Consider the following 3133-nt stretch of genomic DNA (forward strand, 5'->3'; position numbering starts at 1 on the left):
CACGCATGGCGTGGCGGGCGTGCTGCTGGCCATGTCGGTGGCGAGCTGGTGTTTTCTGATCGTGAAGGCATGGGTCCTCGTTCGTGCAAAACGCCAGGGGCCGCGCGCCGTACAGCGGTTCTGGCAGGCGGCGACGCTTGCTGACGGCATCGCGGAGTTGAAGAAAGCCGATCGCGAACGCGTGTATTTGCCGCTTGCGATGGCTGCGTGGCGTGCATCGGAGGCGGAAATGCCGGGTGCGTTGATCGCGCATGTCGAGCCCGGCGAGCGTGTGTTGCGCGCGCTCAGGCATGCGCTGCTGGCGTCTCAGCGGCGGCTCGAGTTCGGGCAGGTCTTGCTGGCATCGGTGGGAAGTACCGCGCCGTTTGTCGGATTGCTCGGCACTGTCTGGGGCATTTATCACGCGCTCGGCAGCATTGCCGCCAGCGGGCAGGCGATGATCGAAAACGTGGCCGGTCCGGTTGGCGAGGCGCTGATCATGACGGCGTTCGGACTGGTCGTGGCCATTCCGGCCGTGCTTGCGTACAACGTGCTCGGACGGCTGGTGCGGCAAATCTCGGAAGAACTCGATGGCTTCGCGCACGACCTGCACGCTTACACCAACGGCGCGGCGCCGCGCCGGGTGAAGAGTGCGGCCGTTCAGGACCACGTGGCCTGAGCCGAAGCTTCCCAACCGCGAACCGGACGATTACATCATGGCATTCGGCGGACTGGACAAGAAATCGAACGGCGCTCCCATGGCGGAGATCAACATGACGCCGTTGATCGACGTGATGCTGGTGCTGCTCGTGATTTTCATCATCACCGCGCCTTTGTTCACGCACGCAATCCGGCTGGATCTGCCGAAGGTCGCATCGCAGGTCGTGCGCGAGACGCCGGACACGATCACGCTTTCCATCGATGACACCGGCAAGTTCTATTGGAACGACAAGCCGGTCGCCTTCGAGCAGATGCAGGCGCAATTTGTGGCCGAAGGCAAGAAAGCGACGCAACCGGAGTTGCATCTGAGAGCATCGGCGGCGACGCGTTATGACGTGATCGCACGGGTGATGGGCGCCGCGCAAAGCGCGGGCTTGAGCAAGATCGGCTTTGTGACCGAGCCTGCGAAGCCCACGCACTGAGAGAATCCGGGCTTGCGAGGCGAGCCGGTCACCCAAAGGCGCGCCTCGCCAGAACCCTTCGCCTCAACGGTATAATCGCGCTTTGGCCGCGCGGGCGGCCTCCATGTCTACATTGCGTCACCGGGGCATGGAACCACGCTGAAGGAGCGGCCCGGGCACCATGCCAGACGGCCTCGATCTCGACGAGACCCGTGACCGACGCCCGCCGAGCATCGCCCGGAGCCTGGCCGTGACGCTTTTCCGGGCAACACAGCCACATCGCCGCAAGGCAAAACCGCCAAGACCACACCATGCAAGATAAATACGTACCCGCCGACGTCGAATCCGCAGCGCAAAGCGACTGGCGCGCGAAAGATGTCTACCGGTCGACCGAAACCAGCGACAAGCCGAAGTTCTACTGCGTGTCCATGCTGCCGTATCCGTCGGGCAAGCTGCACATGGGCCACGTGCGCAACTACACCATCAACGACGTGATGTACCGGTTCCTGCGCATGAACGGCCACAACGTGCTGATGCCCATGGGCTGGGACGCGTTCGGCATGCCGGCGGAAAACGCGGCGATGGCGAACAACGTGCCGCCGGCGAAGTGGACTTACGACAACATCGACTACATGAAGAAGCAGATGCAGTCGATGGGGCTGGCTATCGACTGGTCGCGGGAAATCGCGTCTTGCAAACCCGAGTACTACAAGTGGAACCAGTGGTTGTTCCTGAAGATGCTGGAAAAGGGCATTGCGTATAAAAAGACCGGCACGGTGAACTGGGACCCGGTCGACCAGACGGTGCTCGCGAACGAACAGGTGATCGACGGGCGCGGCTGGCGCTCGGGCGCGCTCGTGGAAAAGCGCGAAATCCCGATGTACTACATGCGCATCACGGAATACGCGGACCAGTTGCTCGGCGACCTCGACGGCCTCGGCTGGCCCGAGCGCGTAAAGTTGATGCAGCAGAACTGGATTGGCAAGAGCTTCGGCGTGAACTTTGGTTTCCCCTATGAGATCGACGGCGAAAGCAAATTGCTGCGCGTTTTCACCACGCGCGCCGACACCATCATGGGCGTGACCTTCGCGGCGGTCGCCGCGGAACATCCGCTGGCAACGCGCCTTGCTCGCGAGAACCCCGCGTTGCAAACGTTCATTGAAGAATGCAAGCGCGGCGGCGTGGCTGAGGCCGATGTCGCGACCATGGAAAAGAAGGGCATGCCGACCGGCTTCCATGTCACGCATCCGCTGACGCAGGAGAAGGTCGAAGTGTGGATTGGCAATTACGTGCTGATGAGCTACGGCGAAGGCGCGGTGATGGGCGTGCCTTCGCACGACGAGCGCGATTTCGCGTTCGCGAAGAAATACAACCTGCCGATCAAGCAAGTGGTCGCGGTCGAAGGCAAGACCTACAGCACGGACGCGTGGGAAGAGTGGTATGGCGAGAAGGGTACGGGCACGCTGATCAACAGCGGCAAGTACGACGGCCTCGGCTTTGAAGAAGCCGTGAACGCGATTGCGGCCGACCTGAAGGCAAAGAATTTCGGCGATAAACAAATCACCTGGCGCCTGCGCGACTGGGGCATTTCCCGCCAGCGTTATTGGGGCACGCCGATTCCGATCATCCACTGCGACGCGTGCGGCGACGTGCCGGTGCCGGAAGCCGATCTGCCGGTCGTCTTGCCGGAAGACCTCGTGCCGGATGGCACGGGCAACCCGCTTGCGAAGTCGGAAGCATTCGTGAATTGCACATGTCCGAAGTGCGGCGCGCCGGCAAAACGCGAGACGGACACCATGGACACGTTCGTGGATTCGTCGTGGTATTTCTCGCGCTACGCAGCACCCGATGCCAAGACCATGGTCGACGAGCGCACCGATTACTGGATGCCGATGGACCAGTACATCGGCGGAATCGAGCACGCCATTCTTCACCTTTTGTACTCGCGTTTCTGGACGAAGGTGATGCGCGACCTCGGTCTCGTGAGCTTCGATGAACCCGCGAAAAACCTGCTCACGCAGGGCATGGTGCTG

The 3133-nt window shown here is 62.0% G+C and carries 3 protein-coding genes; all 3 read left to right on the forward strand.

The features are described from left to right. On the forward strand, positions 1-658 hold a 658-nt coding region (locus ACFFAR_RS29180), incomplete at its 5' end, for a MotA/TolQ/ExbB proton channel family protein (RefSeq protein WP_375509011.1). 37 nt (positions 659-695) lie between these two features. Beyond that, positions 696-1121: an ExbD/TolR family protein gene (locus tag ACFFAR_RS29185; protein WP_375509012.1), complete on the forward strand. Its 426-nt coding sequence runs from the start codon at positions 696-698 to the stop codon at positions 1119-1121. Positions 1122-1411: 290 nt separating this feature from the next. Next, positions 1412-3133 (forward strand): leucine--tRNA ligase (leuS, locus tag ACFFAR_RS29190; RefSeq protein ID WP_375509013.1); only part of this gene is annotated, 1722 nt, incomplete at its 3' end.

It is taken from the genome of uncultured Caballeronia sp. (assembly GCF_964243625.1).
In the GTDB taxonomy this organism is placed as follows: Bacteria; Pseudomonadota; Gammaproteobacteria; order Burkholderiales; family Burkholderiaceae; genus Caballeronia.